Genomic DNA, 17,465 nt, shown 5'->3' with positions numbered 1-17,465 from the left:
CCCTGTCATTTTTCAGATCAAGGCAGATCTATTGAGTTGTTATACTTTTTTACAGGTGCAGTTCCTGAGAGATACCGCCCTGTTTTTACTATAGCAGATGCCTATGCCAGCTGAAAGTCACTCATTCTTCAGCATCACTTGGAACGCGGCGTAATCAGTTTCGAATTCGCCAGTTTTTATGAATCCGGCTTTTTCATACAGGCGGATTGCGCGTTTATTGAACTGGGCGACGGTGAGGCGCAAAGGCTCGCCCGGATGGCGTCTATCCATTTCGCCGAGCAGAAACTCCAGAAACGCTGGACCTCTCCCCGCCCCGGTTTGATCGGGTTTCATGCCAAGCCCGATATCGACAGGGCCTTGCGGATAAACATCCCAGTTATGGCCTGCTGGCACCTGCGCCCCTTTCCCGGTGCAATAAAAGCCGAACAACTCTCCCTGCTCTATCACCACGCGGTAGCTGCCGTTCATCAGCTCCTGTAAACTTTCATCCGACGCTTCCCCGTTATAGAAGTCGTATGGATAAGGATAGCGCCAAGCCAAGATTTCCCGTGCATCCATCTCCGTCATCGCGCGTTCAGCTAAATTCATCGTTTATCGCCGCCTTGGCCAGGACGCCGGTTCTCCGGTTTTTTCAACCAATGGCGCAAGCCTTTGCCGGCATACGGTTCGTCATTGAAGCGCGGGATGACGTGGAGATGGCTATGGCCAATCGATTGGTTCGACGCTTCGCCGACATTCCAGCCAAGCGTATAGCCGTCTGGCGCTATTTGATCAAGAAACGTTTTCGCCAGCCCAAGCAGCTCCTGTGTCTCCTGCCACTCTTGCGGCGTCAGGCCGAACGGCGACGGGCGATGCTGTTTCGGGACAATGACACCCGACCCTTCGAGCACGCCTTGCGCTTTAGGGTGCTGCAAGAACCAGCAATTGGCGGTTTCAAAAACGATGCGCTGTCCCGGATCGTAAACCGGATGGCAAAACGGGCATTCCGGATGCAACCGGATCACGGCGCCGCAATGGGACTGCGCAGTGAATTCACATTTGGCGATATCGGACAAGGCAGCTTCGAGCTCGTCAAAAACGACATACGCTTCGCTGCCATCCCAGACATTCTCGTATTCATTCCGGCACGCTTGGCGCTCTTCCGCCGTCCGAAAAGCGATATCACCGATCCATAATGTGCCTCCCGGCGCCAGCCTTTTCAGCAATTGCTTGAGGAAACTCCATTTATCTTCGTCCTCCAAGTGATGAAGCGCGTAGGTACTGACGATGCAATCAAAAAACAGCCCGTCAAAAGCAGGCGGCAAGCCGTCCGCCATGTCCCATTCCACCAGCTGCGCTTCCGGCATTTTCTTCTCGGCACGCTCAATCATCTCAGATGAAAAATCGATCCCGAAAATGCGATGCCCTTTATCGTATAAAGCAGATGCCAATGCACCTGTCCCAAAGCCGATATCCAGTACCGACGCTTGGGGCTTCTCGTCCACTGCCTCGAAAATCTCCGTCAGCACATCGCTGTAGCCCGCAAACGGATACGTCCCTTGGCGTTCGCTTTCGCGTACCGTGTCGTCGTATTCCGCTGCCCATTCATTGAATCCTTGTTTCCCTAACATCCTGCCGCTCCCCTTCTCGTCATCAATTGCCTCTTTGCTGCATTTGCCATTCAGGGGCCAGCAGCGAAAAGACCAGTGCATCGTGCGATTCCCCGCGCTGATGCAAGTAGCCGCGGAGCCGGCCTTCTTCCGTAAAGCCCATTTTCTTCAACAATCGGTTCGACCCGGTATTGGCCGGATAGGTCGTGGCGCCTACACGGTAAAGCCCGAGTTCGTCGAACGCATAGGCCAGTACGGCCGAAAGCGCCTCTTCCATCAGCCCTTGTCGCCAATAATCGGGATGCAGCTCATACCCGACTTCTGTCTTTTTCGAGCGCAGCTGGAGCTGGTTCAAGCCAATCGTCCCGATCAATTCTTCCTCGCCGCGCAAGCGGATGCCCCAGCGCATGCCGCGCATGAACTCGAATACGACGCGAAACGCGCGGATCATCTCGAGCGCCTCTTCTTTCTCCATTAACCGGTCCATGCCGTAATAATACGTCACGTCTTCACGCTGCAAGAGCGCAAAAAAACGGTCGGTGTCCTGTTCTGTAATTTCCGTCAGCATTAAGCGTTCCGTCTCAAGTGTGGGAAATTGCATGCCATCGCTCCTTCTGCACCCGGTAAACGAGCACATATTGTCCGTTGCGCAAAACCGGTTCCCCGCATTCCATCCCGAGCGCTTCGGCTACTTTTCGGGAAGCTTGGTTTTTTGGTTGAATGAGTGAAATGAGTGCGCGTTGGCCGTGCTTTGTGAACCCTTGCTCACAAAGCAACCTGGCAGCCTCACCAGCATAGCCAAAGCCCCAGAATTCCGGCGCGAGCCAGTAGCCGACCTCAAGTTCCACCTGCCCATCCACCGATTGCGGCACGAGTCCCGCATGGCCGATCCGCTTGCCGTCTTCTTTCCGCACCAGCAAAAACAAGCCATGCTCCGGATGTTCCTGGTACATGCGGTAGATCCAATACAGGAATTCCAGTGCCTGCTGGCGATTTTTCACCTTGCCCTCCCCGATATGCCGCATGACCTCCGGTTGCTTCACTAAAGAACACAGAAATCCAAAATCCTCGTCCCGGTAACGGCGCAGCAACAAGCGCCCACTCTCCAATTGCATGTCCACTTGCCCCTTTCACCGTTTCACGTGAAACATTTTTCAGAAATCTTCCATTACCGAAGCCGGTTGCTGCCAAACCGTTCGTTGCTTTCGTAGTCTTTGGACTTTCGGAGCTCCAGACTGTTGTGTTCGGCAAATTGCGATAAATCCTCGAATAATCCGTCGCCGAACAAAGCGAAGCGTAAATCGATGCCTTTTTTCACACGGACCACCGCCACTTTCGAGGCCCCATTGCTGCGCTTGAACTCGATGCGGCGTATGTCCTCTGCGTATACCGTTTTATAATAAAGCGGCAAACCCCACAACTCGACACGGTAACTGATATTGCCGTTGCGGACCTTGACGCGCGCTTCGATGAATAAAGCCAGAACAATCAACGCCGATACGAATAGTTGAAAATACAGCGCAAACCCGTCCGGAAATGTGCCCAGGAGCAACGGCGGTAAATTGACCGCCAATAACATGATGACGAGCAGCCAGCGCTGCACTTTTCCTTGGTGAACCATTCCACTCTCCTCCTTTTACGAAGCGCCGAGATCGTAGCTGTAGAAAAATACTTCACTGAATTCGGGGAAAGCCATATAAGCACATATAAAAATAATCGCCAGTGAAGACGGCAGCTGCAATAAAGTAAACTTATAGTCATTCGGATTCTTAGAATGCTTTTTTTCCATATATGCGGTGTATAGCTCTTGGAAAGCTCCGACAATCAATAATGCGGCTAACGGCAGGACAGGGCCATCTTCGTAAGATGCGAGATAGGCCGCAATTAAAACAGCGGCCCCGCCCCAACGGAAATAAGCATCCACTTGCTGGTGGCGGCCGTTCACATAATTCGAGGAATGGGTAAACCATTTCTTGCGCCGGACGCCCAAGATCCTGCGCAATAGCCCATTGACAAGGAAAATCAAGATCCCGCTGGCGGCAACGAAAGCCGCGATTCTCCAAAGGGTATCGTCTTGCATTCCATAATTGCCTAGCTCATTCAATTCCCCACTCCTTCGCTTCTTTAATTCGCAGGAATAGCCAATGAACGGAGCTCATCGAGGATGAGTTCCGCAAACTCCGGGAAAAATGTGATCGTGCATGTGCAGATAATGATGGAGCTCGTCAAAAATTGCAACAAACTGTATTTATAGTCATTCGGATTTTCGGCATGTCTTTTTTCCATATAAACACTATAGGCCCCTTGCATCCCCGCGACAGCGAGCAGCGCAGCCAAAGGGAGAAACGTAAAGCGATGCGATGGAAAGGTGAAAAGTGCCGCGATGGAAATAGCCGCCCCGCCCCAGCGGAAATAAGCGTCCACTTTTTCGTGGCGGTCGTTGACGAAATTCGTTTCGCGGGAGAAGAACTTCTTGCGCTCGACTCCCAGGATTTTGCGCCACAACCAGTTCACCCCCATGATTGCCAAGCCCGTGACTGCGATACACCCGATCAGCGGCCATACCCAATCGTATTGCGCTTCGTAATACTCCATTCCGCCTGTTCCGCCCATTTTGGCAACCTCGCCTTCCGGTTCATTCCCAGCTTCATCTTTCGGTAGTTCTATCGTATCACGAGTTTTTGGGAAATTATAGAATGTTTTTTAAATTTTCAGACACGCTTTCATTGCTGTCCTGGATACTATCGGATAAAATAATTGGAACCATGGGATGTCACGGAAGCAGAGAGCAGCCTGCCTGGTGCCCGGTAGGTTTGCTGCGCACGTTGCCGTTCTCCTGCCGAGTCCGCTTCTTTGACAAAGCAAAAGGCATGGGCTATCGTAATTAAGTCAAATCCGACTAAGTTTATATGGTTTTTAAAAAATAAATCGAAAAAAGGAGGCGCTTATGAAAGCCCTTTGGAAAACCTATGCAAATGTATCGCTTATCTTAAAAATCACCGTGGCGCTCATCCTCGGCGTCATTGCCGGCTTGATCTTCGGGCCAGATACGGCCGTCTTGGCACCACTTGGAGACTTGCTCTTGCGGCTCTTGACCTTCCTGATCGTGCCGCTCATCTTCTTCACCTTGATCGTCGGGATCAACCAATCGAAAATCGGCGACCTTGGCCGAATGGGCGGTAAAGTCTTCCTGTTCTATACATTGAGTTCAGCATTCGCCATCATTGTCGGCTTAACGGTCGCAAGCATCTTCCAGCCAGGGTCGGGCATGCAGCTCGACGGCTCGGAAACCTTCGATGTTCCGGAAAACCCCGGCTTTACGAGCGTTCTGTTGAACATCGTGCCGTCCAATATCATCGCGGCATTCAGTGAAATGAACTTGCTCGGCATCATTTTCACGGCGTTCGCGTTCGGCATCGCCATCTCCTATATGAGAAGCTCTTCTGAATTCGGTGAACTCGGCACTCATCTGATGAAAACGATCAATGCATTGAACGAAGCGACATTGCTCGTGTTGAAAGCCATCCTCCAGTATGTGCCGATCGGCATTTTCGCCATCATGGCGGAAACCGTCGGCTCGCAAGGAGTGGAAACGCTCGTGTCGCTTGGCGGCATGGTCGCCGTGCTTTATATCGCCATCGCAGTGCAGATTGCGCTTTATACGATCGCGATGCTCTTGTTCAAAGTCAATCCGCTGACCTTCTTCAAGCATGCCCGCACGCCAATGCTGACGGCTTTCGTCACCCAAAGCAGCTCCGGCACCTTGCCGTTGACGCTCAATGCCGCACGCGGGCTCGGCATCCCGAAAAGCTTGTATGGCTTCAGCCTGCCGCTCGGCGCAACGATCAATATGGACGGCGCGGCCATCCGCATCGCGGTTTCCGCCATATTTGCCGCCAATATCATCGGGGACCCGTTGAGCCTGTCCGAGATGTTCATGGTCGTCTTGATCGGGACGCTCGCGACTGTGGGCACCGCTGGGATTCCAGGCGCCGGCATCGTCATGATTGCCACGGTTTTCGTCCAGCTCGGGTTGCCGATGGAAGCGGTCGCGCTGCTTACGGCAATTGACGCACTCGTCGGCATGGGGGCTACCATGCTCAATGTCACTGGCGATTTGGCGGGCTCGAAATTGATCGACCAAAGCGAGAAAAGACGCGGTACGGCCAAAGCTTAACGCGACTCGCTGCGGACAAAGCATGGGGCGCTGTGATACAGTGGGAGTATCTCGTATCCCACTGAAAAAGGAGACATGACATTATGTATATCGTGACCAACCGCATCAAAATGAAACCGGGCTTTGCTGAAAAAATGGCGCCCAACTTCACCCGCCCAGGCGCATTGCAGGAAATGGAAGGCTTCCATAAAGTCGAAGTGACCATTACGCAAAACCTGGAAGAATACGACGAATTGAACGTCAATATGTACTGGGAAACCTTGGAGAATTTTGAAGCATGGAAAACGAGCGACGCGTTCAAGCAATCTCATAAGCGCCCTGAACCGTCAGAAGGCGAAGAGAAAAAAGAATCGCCGATGCTCGGCAGCGAACTTGTCATCACGAAAATTGCTTCGGTCATTGAAGCAGCTAAATAATAGAAACAGGCAAGAAGTCGTATTTTCCGAAGCTTATCGCTCGCTTTCCGTGGGCTCGCGCCCAAGCCTCCTCAGTCGCTTTGCGCCTTGCGGGGTCTCGGTCGTCTCGCTGATCCACAGGAAAGATAAGGTCGACCTACGAGAGACATTATCTTTGCGAAAGTAATGCGCAGCATTATTGAGCAGAAGGGGTTACGAGCGAACGCTTCTCCAAATACTTAGAGAGAACATTGATTTTTGAATGTAGAATTAAGTTAGCTTCCTAGCCGTTCATTTAAATCACAAATTTCTCCAACACTCCGAAGAAGCAGGCAGCAAAAGCTGCCTGTTTCTTTTTGCCTTCTTTCCCTTTTTATGCAGGACTTTTGATATACTGGATGTATTCGTGAAAATTGCCTATTTTGGAAGGGATCCATATGAAATCATTATCGCTTAGAAATTACTGGGGCCTGATATTCGCCGTCTTTATCCTGCTTTTTGCTGCCGTCCTCAGCATGCTCGTCTCCGAAGTAAGTACACAAAGGCTCGAAGAAGAACGCGGCAATGCCTTGTCGAGCGCGGCGTTTCAGATGAAGGACCGGTTGGATCAATATATGTGGGGGCGTTATAGTGAAATCAAGACCTTCGGGGAAATCGAAGAGCTTGCACTGGGCACGTCCACTGAAGAAAAGCGTGCTAAAATCGAAATGCTGCAAGACCAGGTGCCGGCTTTTTCGTGGATCGGCATTACCGATTCAGCCGGGACGGTTACCGCTTCAACGGATGAACTGCTGGAAGGAATGGACTTGTCCGCGCGGCCGGTTTATTCCGAAGCACGCAAAACCGATTATGTCGGAGATGTCCATGAGGCGCTTCTTCTAGCGGACCTGTTGCCGAACCCGGGAGGCCATGAGCTCGAATTTGTCGATATCAGCGTGCCAGTTTACCACTCCGATGGTTCGTTCGGTGGCGTGGTGGCTGCGCATTTAAGCTGGGATTGGGCGGAAGAGGTGATGCAATTTGTCTTGCGCCCGCTGAACCGCAGCGAAAATGAACTGGAGGTCTTTGTGTTAAGCCCGGGAGACCACCGCGTCATCCTCGGTCCCGAACAATTTCTTGGCCAGCCGCTTCCCGTCGATTCCTACACCCTGTCCCAAGGAAAAAGGGCGGGATGGGTACTGGAACAATGGCCGGACGGCAATTCCTATTTGACGGGATTTACCGGCGGCCGCACCAATTGGGATTATCCGGGACTTGAATGGATTGTACTGGTCCGCCAACCGGAAGAAACGGCCTTCGCCGCCGCACGCGACTTGAGCCGCATCATCATGATGAGCGGCTTGGCCAGCGCCGTTCTATTCGCCTTCGCCGGCTGGCTGGTGGCCGGCCGCATCAGCCGGCCGCTCAATGAAATATCAAGAAAAGCGAAAGCGTTCCGCAAAGGGGGGCAATTGGCCTTGCCGAAAAACACCGGCGTCCGTGAAATCGAAGACCTGTCCGGCTCGCTTGAAAGCCTGGTCATGACGCTCGGCACGACGGAATCCGATTTGGAACGCATGCAGGATTTGGCACAGCGCGATCCGCTGACCGGTTTGCCGAACCGCATCGCACTCGAGGAAGCTGCCGACCGCATGATGAAGCAGGCACGCAGCGAGGGAGGAAAATTGGCTTTTTTCTATTTGGACCTGGACGGTTTCAAAAAAGCCAACGATACCCTTGGACATTTAGCGGGCGACCATGTGCTTCAGAAAGTAGCCGAACGGCTGATGGCGGAACTGCCTGAAGATGCGTTCATTTCCCGGATCGGCGGAGATGAGTTCGTCTTGCTGTTCCCTTGCGAAGGCATGGGTGAAATGCCGACAAGGCAACTGGCGCAGCGGCTGATCGATCGCCTGAGCAAGCCGATCACCGTAGAGGCCGGGCGCGTGCAGCTCGGGTGCAGCATCGGGATCGCCGTCTACCCCGACAATGCGGAAAATCTTTATACCTTGTTATCGTATGCAGATGCGGCGCTTTATGTATCGAAGGAAAATGGCAAAAGCCAGACAACCTTTTACAGGGATATCGCCTCTGGATGACATGGAGCTATTGACTGTTTGTGTATCGGAAGCGAATGATCATCCGAAAGCGCCGCCTCTTGAGGCGGCGCTTTTTCAGGTGCCATATATTGGACGGTCTGCCCGGGGTCTGCTACGGTTAATAATGACAAGGACAAAGATATATTACATATAATCCTGCCATCATGTTTTTCGAAGGAGTCTTGCATTTGAGTCATAACAAACCTAAATTATGGACGCGGGACTTTATCGGTGTTTCCGTCGTCCATTTCCTGCTATTGCTTGTGTTCTATTTATTGATCGTCACGATCGCTTTATACGCCGTCGAAGAATACGGCGCTTCGACCAGTGAAGCCGGTCTTGTCACCGGGATTTTCATCTTGGGTGCGCTCGCGGGACGCTTGGTCATCGGCCGCACGCTCGATATGATCGGCCGAAAACGCGCATTGGTGCTCGGTTCCGCCTTATTTGTCGGGATGACCGCACTTTATTTCCTGCAGCTCGGGTTGCCTTTTTTGATGCTCAACCGCTTCTTGCACGGCGCAACACTTGGAATCGCAAGCACCGCTGCCGGAACAATCGCCGCACAAGTCATTCCCCACACGCGCAAAGGCGAAGGCATCGGCTATTTCAGCATGAGCGCAACGCTTGGCGCAGCATTCGGCCCCTTCATCGGCTTGATGATGAGCCAATGGACTGGCTATAATATGATTTTCGCTGCCTGTGTAGCAATCGCTGTGTCAGCATTGGCCTTGAGCACCTTTGTGGAAGTGCCGGCGCTGGAAAGGCCGCCGGCTGGCGATGTAAAATCCGGCTTTCAGCTTTCCAACTATATCGAAGCAAATGCTGTGCCGATCGCCATCGTCATGTTCCTGGTGGCGCTCAGCTATTCGAGCGTGCTGTCATTCATCAATTTTTACGCCAATGACAAAGGGCTTGTGGAAGCGGCGAGTTTCTTCTTCCTGGTCTATGCCGTCGTCATCCTGCTGACGCGGCCATTCACCGGCCGTATCATGGACCTGTACGGCGCCAATTACATCATGTATCCAGCGCTCGCCTCGCTTGCAGGCGGCCTGCTGCTGCTCAGTATCACCGATTCAGGGCTGGGGCTGTTGTTTGCCGGGGCTTTGATCGGCCTCGGGTTCGGCAATATGCAATCGACGACGCAAGCGGTCGCCATCAAGCTGACCCCTCCCCACCGGATGGGGCTGGCGACATCGACGTTCTTTATCGCGATGGACGGCGGCCTCGGCTTGGGGCCGTACATCCTCGGGTTCATCATCCCCTTCACCGGCTATAGCGCTCTTTACGGATTGCTGGGGATTGCGGTCTTTGCCATGATCGTGCCGTATTATTTCCTGCATGGAAGAAAAGAACGCAGGCATTCCGCTTCGCTCCATTGAGCAGCACCATAATAAAGACCGGCTGACAGTGTCCTGTCAGCCGGTCTTTATTTCGTTCTTATTCTTCCTCTTCTGCTGCGTCCGCTTCCGCTTTCGTTTTATGCACTGTGCTATGCGGATGTTCTGGCGGTGCATAGATGGAGTAGATCTTCAGCGGCTTATCGCCTGTGTTCGTGACATTATGCCATTTGCCTGCTGGGATGAGGATAGCGTAATCGTCTTCTGCTTTCTCTTCAAAGCTCAGATTGTCTTCGCTGTCTCCCATCTGCACGAGGCCTTCCCCGTCCTCGACGCGAAGGAATTGGTCGCCGTGTTCGTGGACCTCAAGGCCGATGTCATCACCAGGAGCGATGCTCATCAAGGTCACCTGCAAGTTTTTACCGGTCCAAAGGGCGGTCCGGAACGTATCGTTTTGTTTTGTCGCATCTTCGATATTGACGACAAATGATTCAGCACCATAGTCTTTCAATTCCATGTTCTATTCCTCCTCCGGTTTATTGTTCTGTCCTAGTCCTCCTCTACCCTTGAAGGAGCGGGCATAAACAAACCGGTCAGCGCATCGCCTGTTTTTTCAGCGCCTGGTTGCGGGAATTGAATGCATCGTTATGGGAAGAAACCATGGCAATATTGGCCGCGTCCGGCTCGATGAATTTCTTCGCTTTATTGACGGCATTGGCGGCGTCGGTGAACGTGCCGGCGATCAAATTGAGCTTGCCGTCATGCTGGAGGATGTCCCCTGCCGCAAACACTCCCGGTACGGAAGTTTCGCTTGCCGGCGTGCCTTTCAGATAGAACTCATCTTTTGTCTCCAAATCGAGCGGGCTGTTCTCGAGCAAGCTCGCATCACGTTCATAGCCGTGGTTGATGACGAGCTGGTCGACCGGCAGCATGCGCCGCTCACCCGTCACTTGGTTCATCACTTCCACGAGTTCGACGCGGTCGCCTGCATCCGAGGCCACGAGCCTCGTGATGGCGGAATCCAATAGGCATTCGGCGCGGCTTTCGAGCAATTGGCGCACTTGCGCTTCATGGCCGGCCATTTCGGATTTGCGGTGGACGACATAGACTTTCTCGGCGATCGGCTCGAGCTCGTTCGCCCAGTCGACTGCCGAATTGCCGCCTCCTGAAATGAGCACTGTGCTGCCGCGGAAACGCTCGAGTGTTTTGACAGTGTAATTGAGGTTCGCCACTTCAAAACGTTCGGCCCCTTCGATTTGCAGCTTCTGCGGTTTCAGGATGCCTCCGCCGACTGCGACGATGACCGATTTCGAGTAATGGACTTCACCTGAAGCACCAGCCAATACAAACAAGCCCTCTTCGTTTTTGGCCATGCTTTCCACTTTCTCATCCAAGCACACTGTCGGATCGAACGTCAGCCCTTGCTCGACCAATTGGGTAATCAGTTGTTCACAGCGGATCGGCGTCTGCCCCCCGACGTCCCAGATCATTTTTTCCGGATAGACATGGAGCTTTCCGCCCAGGCGCGGCTGGAACTCGATGATTTTCGTTTTCATGCCCCGAAGGCCGCTGTAGAAAGCTGAATACAAACCGGCGGGGCCTCCCCCGATGATGGTTACGTCAAAGATGTCGTGATTGGCCATTTTTTCCATCCCCGTTCTATGGTATATTGCGATTGACAATGATTCTCAATAACCTTATAGTATACATTGTAATGAAAGTGAGAATCATTATCAACATATATCCCATTTTTATTTTTTTGATTGAAAATTACGGTTTAACGAAAAGGAGGGCTGTCGATGGGACGCCTTTTCACAGAAAACCTGGAAGTCAGCTATGGCGAAAGGAAAATCGTCAAAGGCTTGTCCCTGTCGATTCCAGATAAAAAGATCACGGCGATCATCGGGCCGAACGGCTGCGGGAAATCGACCTTCCTGAAAGCGATGACGCGCGTCATTCCTCACGAAGCGGGCTCCGTCATTCTCGACGGCCAGCAAATCGCAGAAGAGAAAACGAAGCAATTGGCGAAAAAGCTCGCCATCTTGCCGCAGTCGCCGGAGAACGCTGCCGGTTTGACCGTCGGCGAAATCGTCTCATATGGCCGCTTCCCTTATCAAAAAGGATTCGGCAAGCTCAGCAAACGGGATTATGAAATGATCGACTGGGCACTCAATGTGACCGGCACGCAATTTTTCAAATACCATCCCGTCGACGCCTTGTCCGGCGGCCAGCGCCAACGCGTCTGGATTGCCATGGCGCTCGCGCAGGAGACCGAAATGATTTTCCTCGATGAACCGACGACTTACCTCGACATGGCGCATCAATTGGAAATTCTGGAACTGCTCCGCGAACTCAATGCCGAGGAAGAACGCACCATCGTCATGGTGCTGCATGATTTGAACCACGCCGCCCGCTTCGCTGACCATATCGTCGCGATGAAAGACGGGCAGATCATCAAAGCCGGATCACCCGAAGAAGTCATCGTTCCGGAGGTGCTCCGTGAAGTTTTCCGCATCGATGCGGAAATCGGCCTGGATCCGCGCACGCAAAAACCGATTTGCCTCACCTATAATTTAATTAAAGGAGCTTAACCAGATCATGAAAAAACTACTCATCTTGTCCATTGCTTTACTCGTTATGCTGGCGCTTGCCGCTTGCGGTTCTACAGAGGAAACGGGCGGTTCGGAAGGCGCATCGAGCGACGCCGAAACAATCCAATACGAATCGGAAAATGGCACAGTGGAAGTGCCAGCCGATCCGCAGCGTGTCCTTGTCCTCTCTACATATGCCGGCAATGTCATGGCACTTGATGTGCCGCTCATCGGTGTGGATGCCTGGTCGAAATCCAACCCGAACTTCGAGCAGCAGCTTGAAGGCGTGGAAGAAGTGACGGAAGACAATTTGGAGAAGATCATCGAATTGGACCCTGATTTGATCATCGGTTTGTCTACTATCAAAAACATTGATAAACTGGAGCAAATCGCTCCGACGGTGACCTACACGTATGGACAGGTCGATTATTTGACGCAGCACGTGGAAATCGGCAAATTGCTCAATAAAGAACAGGAAGCACAGGCTTGGGTCGACGATTTCAAAGAACGCTCACAAAGCGCCGGTGAAGACATCAAAGCGGAAATCGGCGAAGATGCCACCGTATCGGTCATCGAGAACTTCGATAAGCAATTGTATGTATTCGGCGATAACTGGGGCCGCGGCACGGAAATCCTGTACCAGGAAATGGGCCTGAACATGCCGGAGAAAGTCGAAGAAATGGCACTGACTGACGGGTTCTATGCATTGTCGCAAGAAGTCCTCCCCGAATACATGGGTGATTACGTGATTTTCAGTAAAGATTCCGAACAGGACAATTCATTCCAGGAAACGGAGCTTTACCAAAACACGCCAGCCGTGAAGAACAACCAAGTATTTGAAGCGGATGCGAAGAAATTCTATTTCAATGACCCGATTTCACTCGACTACCAGCTGGAGTTCTTCCAGGAAAAATTCCTTGGCCAATAAGACTAAAAGGGATTCTGCCACGCGGAATCCCTTTATCCTTTCTATAGAAAAGATGATGAAGCATGCGTTATAACGCCCGTTTTTCCTACATATTCGGAATCAGCCTGCTGGCACTTGTGCTGGCTTTTGTTGTGTCGATGGTTTTCGGCGCAGCCGACGTCAGTTTGAAGAATCTATGGCTTGCCCTCTTCTCCGACAACACAGGGCAGCAGATTTCAGTTATCCGTGAAATCCGCCTGCCGCGTGAAGTGGCAGCGATTTTCGTCGGGGCCGCACTTGCCGTATCCGGGGCCATCATGCAAGGCATGACCCGCAATCCGCTCGCAGACCCTGGCCTGCTCGGTTTGACTGCCGGCGCCAACGCAGCGCTTGCTGCGACTTTGGCGTTTATCCCGGGCGCCAATTATTTCGGCATCATGATTGCCTGCTTTATCGGCGCCGCCATCGGGGCCGGGCTCGTCTTCGGCATCGGGGCCTCGCGGCGCGGCGGCTTCTCGCCGTTCCGCATCGTCCTTGCCGGGGCTGCCGTCTCGGCTTTTCTGACCGCCATTGCAGAAGCGATCGGTTTATTGTTCAAAATATCGAAAGATGTCTCGATGTGGACCGCCGGCGGCTTGATCGGCACGTCCTGGGGGCAGCTGCAGATCATCGTGCCGTTCATCACGATTACACTGCTCGCGGCATTATTACTGTCCCGGCAACTGGCAGTGCTCAGCTTGAGCGAAGAAGCGGCGATCGGCCTTGGCCAAAAGACCGGCCAGATTAAGGCGATGCTGTTTGTCGTCGTCACCTTGCTTGCCGGCGCAGCGGTTGCCTTGGCCGGCAACTTGGCATTCATCGGTTTGATGATCCCGCATATCGTCCGCGTGATCGTCGGCAGCGATTACCGCTTCATCATCCCGATGTCCGCCGTCATTGGCGCAGTCTTCATGCTGCTCGCCGATTTATTCGGCCGCACGGTCAACGCTCCCTTTGAAACGCCGGTCGCAGCGGTAGTCGCCATGCTCGGCTTGCCGTTCTTCCTGCTCATCGTCCGCAAAGGCGGAGGTGCGTTCACATGATCCAGCCGCATTTAATCCGTAAACAGCGCATCACGGTCGCCGTGCTTAGTGTCATCCTCCTTGCCACAGGCGTCCTGAGTTTGGGACTCGGCTATTCGACTCTTGGCTTTGACCGGATTGTGCCGGTGCTGATGGGCCAAGGCGACTTCAAAGAAGAGTTCGTACTGTTTTCCGTACGCATGCCACGGCTTTTGATCACTTTGCTTGCCGGCATGGCACTGGCTTTGTCCGGCGCCGTATTGCAGAGCATTACCCGCAACGATCTGGCAGACCCTGGCATTATCGGCATCAACTCCGGTGCCGGGGTGGCCATTGCGGTATTCTTCCTGTTCTTGCCTGTCGAACCGGGCTCATTCACTTTCATGCTGCCGTTCGTCGCATTTCTCGGCGCTTTCATCACGGCTATCTTGATTTATTTGTTTTCACGCGATCCGCGGACAGGGCTCCAGCCGGTTCGCTTGGTATTGGTCGGCATCGGTTTTTCGATGGCCTTGTCCGGTGTCATGATCGTGCTCATTTCCTCCGCTGACCGGGAGAAAGTCGATTTCATCGCGCAATGGCTGGCAGGAACGATCTGGGGCACCGACTGGCCGTTCATCCTGGCACTCTTGCCGTGGCTCATTGTTCTTGTGCCTTTCGTTTTATACAAAGCGAATCGTTTGAACATACTTGGGCTCGGTGAACCGGCCGCAATCGGGCTCGGGCTCAATATCGGCAAAGAACGCGCCGTCCTGCTGCTTGCGGCAGTCGCGCTCGCTGCCGCTGCGGTTTCTGTCACCGGCAGCATCGCCTTTATCGGCTTGATGGCCCCTCACCTCGCGAAAGCGCTCGTCGGGCCGCGCCATCAATTGTTCCTGCCCGTCGCCATCCTCCTCGGCGGCTGGCTGCTGCTTGCGGCTGACACAATCGGCCGCAATTTGCTTGAACCGTCGGGCATTCCGGCTGGCGTCATGGCAGCATTGATCGGCGCACCATATTTCGTTTATTTATTGATGAAGAAATAAACAAAGGCTCATGTCCCGAAAAGGGGCATGAGCCTTTTTGCTGTTTTATACCGGTTCTTCCTGCACTTCCATATCCATGCGTGCTTCGCGTTCTTTAAGCTTCTGCATTTCCTCATCGGTCATGAATTCGACTTTCCAGCCGAGGAACGCCATGATGATGGCGATGATCGGCACGGAGTAATTCAACACCGCATACGGTGCATAGGCGAATGGATGGACCGCAAGCGTCGCCAGGATGAACACGCCGCATGTGTTCCACGGAACGAACGGCGACGTGATCGTCCCGCCGTCTTCCAATGCGCGCGACAGGTTTTTCGAATGCAAGCCCTGGTCCTGATAAGCCCGTGCATACATTCGGCCAGGCAACAGGATCGAAATATACTGCTCGGATGCCGTGACATTCGTCAGGAAGGCGGATGCGACGGTCGCAGCGATCAGGCTGCCGGCCGTTTTTGCCAGCATCAAGATCTTGGTGACGATCGATTTCAACATGCCTGTATGTTCCAGCACCCCGCCGAAGGTCATGGCGAAAATCGTCAAGGAAATAACGAACATCATCGAATCGATGCCGCCTCTATTGAACAAGGAATCGACCACTTCGTTACCGGACGTGATGGCGTAGCCGTCATGCAGTGCATTGACCGCTTCTGCCACCGAGCCGCCCTGCACCAGGATGTGGCACAGCCAGCCGAGCACGATGCCGACCCCGAGCGCCGGCAATGCCGGCACTTTTTTCATGACCAATACGATGACTGCTAAAGGCACAAGCAAGAGCCATGGCGAGATGACGAAATTTTCTTCAAGCGACGACAGGATGGTATTGATATTGCCGCTATCGATTGCATTGCCCCCGAATTGGCGGCCCAGGAAGAAATACGCGATCAGTGCAATGATCAGCCCTGGAATGGTCGTATAGACCATATGGCGGATGTGGACGAACAAATTGGTGTTGGTAACACCTGCTGCCAAGTTCGTCGTGTCTGACAGCGGCGACATCTTGTCCCCGAAATAAGAGCCTGAGATGACCGCTCCGGCGACCATTGCAGCAGGAATCCCCATGCTCGCGCCGATGCCCATGCCGGCGATGCCGACGGTCCCCATCGTCGACCAGGAACTGCCGATCGCCCCGGCGACCAATGCGCAGATTAAACAGATGGTGACGAGGAATAATGAAGGTGTAATGATTTTCAAGCCATAATAAATCATCGTCGCGACGATGCCCCCGCCGATCCATGAAGCGATGATCATGCCGACCATGATGATGATGACCAAAGCCGGCAAAGCAAGCCGGATTCCTTTATAGGCACCCTCTTCGATCATGTGCCAGCGGTACCCCAACCGCCAGGCGATGATGACCGCGATGGTCGTGCCGAGAAGCAAGGGAATATGCGGGCTGCCCTCAAAAATGATGATCGTGACAGCCATCGCCGCAACCATGAAAACCAGCGGCAGCAAAGCCAGCCAGAAGGGCACTTCGATCTCCTGCTGTTTCGGGCGTTTCTTGTCTTCTTTCATGTTCTCAAACCCCTTTGTGGAAATGGAATGAATGCTTGTATTTATTTTGCCACTATACTGATTTCATTGCCATAAAAATTTTCAGATTACATCGATTTTTCGGAATTTGGAATAGTCCGAAGCAGGATTCTCCCTTGCTCTTCCCGAAGTGTACCCATTATCGCCTGAGCTTCCGGCATCCTGTTATGGAAAGGGGAAAATGACCATGGGAAAACTGACTGTATCAATGTACATAACTCTTGATGGCGTCATGGAAGAGCCGTCATGGACGGCAGCCTATTGGGACGATGAACTCGCCCAGTTTCAACTGGATCAACTTTACAATAATGATGCCTTGCTGCTCGGGCGCGTCACGTATGAAGGGTTCGCCGCCACCTGGCCGACTGCCGAAGATGGGCACGGTTTTGCGGACCGGATGAACCAAATCCCGAAATATGTCGTGTCGCATACGCTGAAACGGACAGAATGGAATGCGCGCCTGATCAACCATGACTTCGTCGAGGAAATCAAACGGCTGAAGAAAACCGGCCAGCGCTTGCTCGTCTATGGCAGCGCTGAGCTGATCGATACCTTGATCGAACACGATTTGGTCGACGAATTGCATTTGATGACCTTCCCGCTGTTAATGGGGGAAGGAAAAAAACTGTTCCGCGATGGCGTGTCGCCAAAAGCATTCAAATTGCTGAAAAGCTTTTCGACCGACCAAGGCGTGTTGATCGCCAATTATGCGCCAGAACGGTAATGAATATTTTAAAGCGCAAATAAGCATGGCCGCCTCCCTTTTGGG

General features: G+C 53.0%; 19 protein-coding genes and 1 pseudogene. 9 read left to right on the top strand and 11 right to left on the bottom strand.

Annotation, left to right across the window (positions count from 1 at the left end; all coding sequences use genetic code 11):
- Nucleotides 1-117 precede the first annotated feature (117 nt).
- From DP119_RS12130 to DP119_RS12100, 8 genes and pseudogenes are all read right to left on the bottom strand, one after another.
- Complete coding sequence (locus DP119_RS12130) at nucleotides 118-588, bottom strand: GNAT family N-acetyltransferase (protein WP_112233427.1); 471 nt, start codon at nucleotides 586-588, stop codon at nucleotides 118-120.
- Entirely contained in the window at nucleotides 585-1,001 is a 417-nt protein-coding gene (locus tag DP119_RS15950; RefSeq protein ID WP_205853880.1) for an HIT family protein, read from the bottom strand. The genes DP119_RS12130 and DP119_RS15950 overlap by 4 nt, the downstream gene beginning before the upstream one ends.
- Nucleotides 1,002-1,112: 111 nt before the next feature.
- A pseudogene (locus DP119_RS12125) lies at nucleotides 1,113-1,610 on the bottom strand (class I SAM-dependent methyltransferase); the annotation flags it as partial.
- Between the two features lie 22 nt (nucleotides 1,611-1,632).
- On the bottom strand, nucleotides 1,633-2,190 hold the full coding sequence (locus tag DP119_RS12120; protein ID WP_112233426.1) for a GNAT family N-acetyltransferase: 558 nt from the start codon (nucleotides 2,188-2,190) through the stop codon (nucleotides 1,633-1,635).
- Complete coding sequence (locus tag DP119_RS12115; RefSeq protein WP_112233425.1) at nucleotides 2,171-2,704, bottom strand: GNAT family N-acetyltransferase; 534 nt, start codon at nucleotides 2,702-2,704, stop codon at nucleotides 2,171-2,173. Before DP119_RS12115 ends, DP119_RS12120 begins: the two co-directional genes overlap by 20 nt.
- Before the next feature lie 53 nt (nucleotides 2,705-2,757).
- Nucleotides 2,758-3,210, bottom strand: a complete 453-nt coding sequence (locus tag DP119_RS12110) for a hypothetical protein (RefSeq protein WP_112233424.1) — start codon at nucleotides 3,208-3,210, stop codon at nucleotides 2,758-2,760.
- 15 nt (nucleotides 3,211-3,225) lie between these two features.
- On the bottom strand, nucleotides 3,226-3,693 hold the full coding sequence (locus tag DP119_RS12105; RefSeq protein ID WP_112233423.1) for a DUF4181 domain-containing protein: 468 nt from the start codon (nucleotides 3,691-3,693) through the stop codon (nucleotides 3,226-3,228).
- A gap of 20 nt (nucleotides 3,694-3,713) precedes the next feature.
- On the bottom strand, nucleotides 3,714-4,202 hold the full coding sequence (locus DP119_RS12100; protein ID WP_112233422.1) for a DUF4181 domain-containing protein: 489 nt from the start codon (nucleotides 4,200-4,202) through the stop codon (nucleotides 3,714-3,716).
- A gap of 334 nt (nucleotides 4,203-4,536) precedes the next feature.
- On the opposite strand from DP119_RS12100, the gene DP119_RS12095 reads away from it, so the two are divergent.
- From DP119_RS12095 to DP119_RS12080, 4 genes are all read left to right on the top strand, one after another.
- On the top strand, nucleotides 4,537-5,766 hold the full coding sequence (locus DP119_RS12095; RefSeq protein ID WP_112233421.1) for a dicarboxylate/amino acid:cation symporter: 1,230 nt from the start codon (nucleotides 4,537-4,539) through the stop codon (nucleotides 5,764-5,766).
- Nucleotides 5,767-5,849: 83 nt separating this feature from the next.
- On the top strand, nucleotides 5,850-6,182 hold the full coding sequence (locus DP119_RS12090; protein WP_068870998.1) for a heme oxygenase: 333 nt from the start codon (nucleotides 5,850-5,852) through the stop codon (nucleotides 6,180-6,182).
- A 416-nt stretch (nucleotides 6,183-6,598) separates the two neighbouring features.
- Nucleotides 6,599-8,239: a diguanylate cyclase domain-containing protein gene (locus DP119_RS12085; protein ID WP_112233420.1), complete on the top strand. Its 1,641-nt coding sequence runs from the start codon at nucleotides 6,599-6,601 to the stop codon at nucleotides 8,237-8,239.
- 188 nt (nucleotides 8,240-8,427) lie between these two features.
- Entirely contained in the window at nucleotides 8,428-9,621 is a 1,194-nt protein-coding gene (locus DP119_RS12080; protein ID WP_112233419.1) for an MFS transporter, read from the top strand.
- 58 nt (nucleotides 9,622-9,679) lie between these two features.
- On the opposite strand, the gene DP119_RS12075 is transcribed toward DP119_RS12080, so the two are convergent.
- Nucleotides 9,680-10,096, bottom strand: a complete 417-nt coding sequence (locus DP119_RS12075; protein WP_112233418.1) for a cupin domain-containing protein — start codon at nucleotides 10,094-10,096, stop codon at nucleotides 9,680-9,682.
- A 76-nt stretch (nucleotides 10,097-10,172) separates the two neighbouring features.
- Nucleotides 10,173-11,222, bottom strand: coding sequence for an NAD(P)/FAD-dependent oxidoreductase (locus tag DP119_RS12070; RefSeq protein WP_112233417.1), 1,050 nt, complete (start codon nucleotides 11,220-11,222; stop codon nucleotides 10,173-10,175).
- Between the two features lie 156 nt (nucleotides 11,223-11,378).
- On the opposite strand from DP119_RS12070, the gene DP119_RS12065 reads away from it, so the two are divergent.
- The 4 genes from DP119_RS12065 (at nucleotide 11,379) to DP119_RS12050 (ending at nucleotide 15,163) form a co-directional block, all read left to right on the top strand.
- A complete protein-coding gene (locus DP119_RS12065) occupies nucleotides 11,379-12,170 on the top strand; it encodes an ABC transporter ATP-binding protein (RefSeq protein ID WP_112233416.1) in 792 nt (263 codons plus the stop codon).
- Between the two features lie 7 nt (nucleotides 12,171-12,177).
- Nucleotides 12,178-13,098, top strand: a complete 921-nt coding sequence (locus DP119_RS12060) for an iron-hydroxamate ABC transporter substrate-binding protein (RefSeq protein WP_112233415.1) — start codon at nucleotides 12,178-12,180, stop codon at nucleotides 13,096-13,098.
- A 62-nt stretch (nucleotides 13,099-13,160) separates the two neighbouring features.
- Nucleotides 13,161-14,159: a FecCD family ABC transporter permease gene (locus DP119_RS12055; protein ID WP_112233414.1), complete on the top strand. Its 999-nt coding sequence runs from the start codon at nucleotides 13,161-13,163 to the stop codon at nucleotides 14,157-14,159.
- Entirely contained in the window at nucleotides 14,156-15,163 is a 1,008-nt protein-coding gene (locus DP119_RS12050; RefSeq protein WP_112233413.1) for a FecCD family ABC transporter permease, read from the top strand. The genes DP119_RS12055 and DP119_RS12050 overlap by 4 nt, the downstream gene beginning before the upstream one ends.
- 45 nt (nucleotides 15,164-15,208) lie before the next feature.
- Here the strand turns inward: DP119_RS12050 and nhaC are convergent, their stop codons facing one another.
- On the bottom strand, nucleotides 15,209-16,678 hold the full coding sequence (nhaC, locus tag DP119_RS12045) for a Na+/H+ antiporter NhaC (RefSeq protein WP_112233412.1): 1,470 nt from the start codon (nucleotides 16,676-16,678) through the stop codon (nucleotides 15,209-15,211).
- A 205-nt stretch (nucleotides 16,679-16,883) separates the two neighbouring features.
- Here nhaC and DP119_RS12040 point away from each other — a divergent pair, with 205 nt between their 5' ends.
- A complete protein-coding gene (locus DP119_RS12040) occupies nucleotides 16,884-17,420 on the top strand; it encodes a dihydrofolate reductase family protein (RefSeq protein ID WP_112233411.1) in 537 nt (178 codons plus the stop codon).
- Nucleotides 17,421-17,465 lie beyond the last annotated feature (45 nt).

The organism is Planococcus maitriensis (assembly GCF_003289925.1).
In the GTDB taxonomy this organism is placed as follows: domain Bacteria; phylum Bacillota; class Bacilli; order Bacillales_A; family Planococcaceae; genus Planococcus; species Planococcus maitriensis.
This window is presented reverse-complemented; position numbering and strand designations above follow the sequence as displayed.

Excerpts from the sequence above, each read along its gene's own strand:
- DP119_RS12130 (WP_112233427.1), bottom strand. The coding sequence starts at position 588 with ATGAATTTAGCTGAACGCGCGATGACGGAGATGGATGCACGGGAAATC.
- DP119_RS12120 (WP_112233426.1), bottom strand. The coding sequence starts at position 2,190 with ATGCAATTTCCCACACTTGAGACGGAACGCTTAATGCTGACGGAAATT.
- DP119_RS12115 (WP_112233425.1), bottom strand. The coding sequence starts at position 2,704 with ATGCAATTGGAGAGTGGGCGCTTGTTGCTGCGCCGTTACCGGGACGAG.
- DP119_RS12110 (WP_112233424.1), bottom strand. The coding sequence starts at position 3,210 with ATGGTTCACCAAGGAAAAGTGCAGCGCTGGCTGCTCGTCATCATGTTA.
- DP119_RS12100 (WP_112233422.1), bottom strand. The coding sequence starts at position 4,202 with ATGGGCGGAACAGGCGGAATGGAGTATTACGAAGCGCAATACGATTGG.
- DP119_RS12095 (WP_112233421.1), top strand. The coding sequence starts at position 4,537 with ATGAAAGCCCTTTGGAAAACCTATGCAAATGTATCGCTTATCTTAAAA.
- DP119_RS12090 (WP_068870998.1), top strand. The coding sequence starts at position 5,850 with ATGTATATCGTGACCAACCGCATCAAAATGAAACCGGGCTTTGCTGAA.
- DP119_RS12085 (WP_112233420.1), top strand. The coding sequence starts at position 6,599 with ATGAAATCATTATCGCTTAGAAATTACTGGGGCCTGATATTCGCCGTC.
- DP119_RS12075 (WP_112233418.1), bottom strand. The coding sequence starts at position 10,096 with ATGGAATTGAAAGACTATGGTGCTGAATCATTTGTCGTCAATATCGAA.
- DP119_RS12070 (WP_112233417.1), bottom strand. The coding sequence starts at position 11,222 with ATGGCCAATCACGACATCTTTGACGTAACCATCATCGGGGGAGGCCCC.
- DP119_RS12065 (WP_112233416.1), top strand. The coding sequence starts at position 11,379 with ATGGGACGCCTTTTCACAGAAAACCTGGAAGTCAGCTATGGCGAAAGG.
- DP119_RS12060 (WP_112233415.1), top strand. The coding sequence starts at position 12,178 with ATGAAAAAACTACTCATCTTGTCCATTGCTTTACTCGTTATGCTGGCG.
- DP119_RS12055 (WP_112233414.1), top strand. The coding sequence starts at position 13,161 with ATGCGTTATAACGCCCGTTTTTCCTACATATTCGGAATCAGCCTGCTG.
- DP119_RS12050 (WP_112233413.1), top strand. The coding sequence starts at position 14,156 with ATGATCCAGCCGCATTTAATCCGTAAACAGCGCATCACGGTCGCCGTG.
- nhaC (WP_112233412.1), bottom strand. The coding sequence starts at position 16,678 with ATGAAAGAAGACAAGAAACGCCCGAAACAGCAGGAGATCGAAGTGCCC.
- DP119_RS12040 (WP_112233411.1), top strand. The coding sequence starts at position 16,884 with ATGGGAAAACTGACTGTATCAATGTACATAACTCTTGATGGCGTCATG.